This window comes from Synechococcus sp. (assembly GCF_982614295.1).
Genome location: NZ_CEXBMR010000097.1, coordinates 1 through 2,135, shown reverse-complemented (window position 1 = coordinate 2,135; position 2,135 = coordinate 1). Strand labels below are relative to the sequence as shown.

The following is a 2,135-nucleotide window of genomic DNA, read 5'->3' as shown; positions in this document are numbered from 1 at the left end:
GAGCCCTGCCAAGTTATTAATGCTGTTGGCGGTATCGGGGTGCTCAGGCCCCAGCGCTTTCTCTCGGATCGCAAGAGCACGCTGGAATAGGGGCTCAGCCTTGGCATAAAGGCCCTGGTAGTAGTAGAGCCCTGCCAAGTTATTAATGCTGTTGGCGGTATCGGGGTGCTCAGGCCCCAGCTCTACCTCCCTCCACGCCAAGCTTCGTTCTGCAATCGCTGTCGCCTCTGCATACTTGCCGGCTTTATAAAGCCGTTCGGCCTCTGCATCGAGCTGCTTCACCTTCTCGGCATCCAGCCCCGCATCTACTTGCGATGTGGCCTGTGCAACCCGCGGATCAGCAGAAGCAATCCCCAAAGGAGGCAGCGCTAGGCCTCCCATCGCAATCAGCAAAGACATCGCTGCGCTAGTGGCAAATCCTGTCAGTGCCATTACCGAAACCGCGTCGAGAGCAACGCCTGTTAAGACCATATCCCCAGTAACCCGGACCAGCCACCATGCGACTCACATCTCTGGGGCCAGCCCTGCATACAGGCGCAGGATCTTGAGATTCTGTGGAAAGAAGCATAAAGTTGTGAGAAATGCCTTGAAGTAACCAACTGCGCTAACGGCAGGAGGTATCAAGGGTGATGCCATTAGTGGCTGAGGTATTAAAAGGAACTACCAATATCAACCAAACACTTGTGGCAACAGGTGCTGCTTTTGTTTATTGGCAATACATAGAAGGATGTGATCGTAAAACCTATTCACGCCTTGAAAACGAAGCATGCTTAAAAAGCCTTGGTGTATGGCATGTTCCTGGCGGCATTCAACGGCCCTGGGATTACAGGCGGGGTAGGAAGAGTGGCAGTAGATATAGATGTAAGCAAATTGGTTCCTGGGCAAAAGCGCAGGAACCACTCAAACAAGGCCACACATACCTCGATGGCGACGGTGATGGGGAAGCTTGCGAAGGGTTGAAGTAATAAATACTGAAGTCTTAGTCAAGCGCTATTTAGCTTTTAACAAACCGTACATATTATTTGGCTATCAAAATTATTACTCCAACCAATTGTACATACAAAAAGGCGGTGACATGGCCCTCAACTCAACAATATTGTGATTAATAATCAAGGGTAATTTTATTTAATAATGGGATTGGCGCAACTTTTAGCAACGTCTTCAAATGCACTAATTATTTTAGCACGACTAATACTGGCACTTTTCAATTCAGAAAGTGTTATGTTATTCGTATTAGAAAGTGCTTTTGCTTCAGTTACTCCAGTCATTGCAGATGTCCAACATGCCTTTATCTCTGGTCCGGCAAAATTCACTATATCTTGAAAAGCTTGTTGAACTTTCTGGCAAGATGTTAGTTGAGATTCTCTTGTATATATAGAGGATTCAATACATTCATCTTTAGACTTTTCGACTGAATCTATCAATATGCGCCAATCAACGTTAGCGACTCTTTTTTTTGCATCAAGAATAGCTTTTTTTTGCCTCTGCAGCAGCTTTCTTTTTAAGCGCAATTTTCTTCTCTTCTCCCGCTAATGCATTTACTAGTTTGTAATATTCGGCTGGGCATAGTCTGTACATTTCATTAGATACAAACGTATTCCAGTTCGGTAAATCGTAATCGGCGTCGTAAAATTGTCTATCGAGGACACGTCTAAACGCTGTTTGATAAGCAGCAATCGGCTCCATTCCTAGCCGCGCCTTTTCGCAGAAGTGATTGGCAACAGTAAAAGTGACAAATGAGGATTGAGCTTTTACAGATGTGGCGCAAATCACCAATCCTAATGCCAATAGAGTTAATAGGTTCATACTGTCCCCAAGCAATGATCCTCATTATGATCCATAACAAGCGCTTGTAAGTAGCGTTGCGAAAAATGACGAGGCAGCCATCCTCCAACAGCCTAGAGTATTTGAATGCTATTTCAATATTTGTAATTATTAGTATTTAAAAGGGCAAAAATCTGAGCAAAGCAAGTTTATATAAATATGAGATCAATGAAATGATAATTTCACTTTATGATCGTGGCCAACCTTGTGACCCTGGTGCCAGCTGGCTTTGTGCTGGAGCGAAAGTTGCAAGCTATTAGAGCTGCGCGCAGGTGAAGGCAACCAAACTGAGCTTGCAGTTGCGGAGCTGG

The 2,135-nt window shown here is 45.1% G+C and carries 4 protein-coding genes; 1 reads left to right on the top strand and 3 read right to left on the bottom strand.

All coding sequences use genetic code 11. The features are described from left to right. Positions 1 to 399, bottom strand: a 399-nt coding sequence (locus AC2JC8_RS10130) for a tetratricopeptide repeat protein (protein WP_484594690.1), incomplete at its 3' end; no start/stop codon positions are given. A 230-nt stretch (positions 400 to 629) separates the two neighbouring features. Between AC2JC8_RS10130 and AC2JC8_RS10125 the strand changes: the two genes are divergently transcribed. Then, positions 630 to 965 carry a thermonuclease family protein gene (locus AC2JC8_RS10125; RefSeq protein WP_484594691.1) on the top strand — a complete coding sequence of 112 codons (336 nt, stop codon included), beginning with the start codon at positions 630 to 632 and terminating at the stop codon, positions 963 to 965. 156 nt (positions 966 to 1,121) lie between these two features. Here AC2JC8_RS10125 and AC2JC8_RS10120 read toward each other — a convergent pair whose 3' ends face one another. Together AC2JC8_RS10120 and AC2JC8_RS10115 are read right to left on the bottom strand one after the other, a co-directional pair. Next, the gene (locus AC2JC8_RS10120; RefSeq protein WP_484594689.1) at positions 1,122 to 1,424 is read right to left on the bottom strand and encodes a hypothetical protein; all 303 of its coding nucleotides are present in this window, start codon (positions 1,422 to 1,424) and stop codon (positions 1,122 to 1,124) included. A gap of 37 nt (positions 1,425 to 1,461) precedes the next feature. Next, positions 1,462 to 1,806 (bottom strand): hypothetical protein, encoded by a 345-nt coding sequence (locus AC2JC8_RS10115; RefSeq protein ID WP_484594688.1) that lies wholly within the window; start codon positions 1,804 to 1,806, stop codon positions 1,462 to 1,464. Positions 1,807 to 2,135 lie beyond the last annotated feature (329 nt).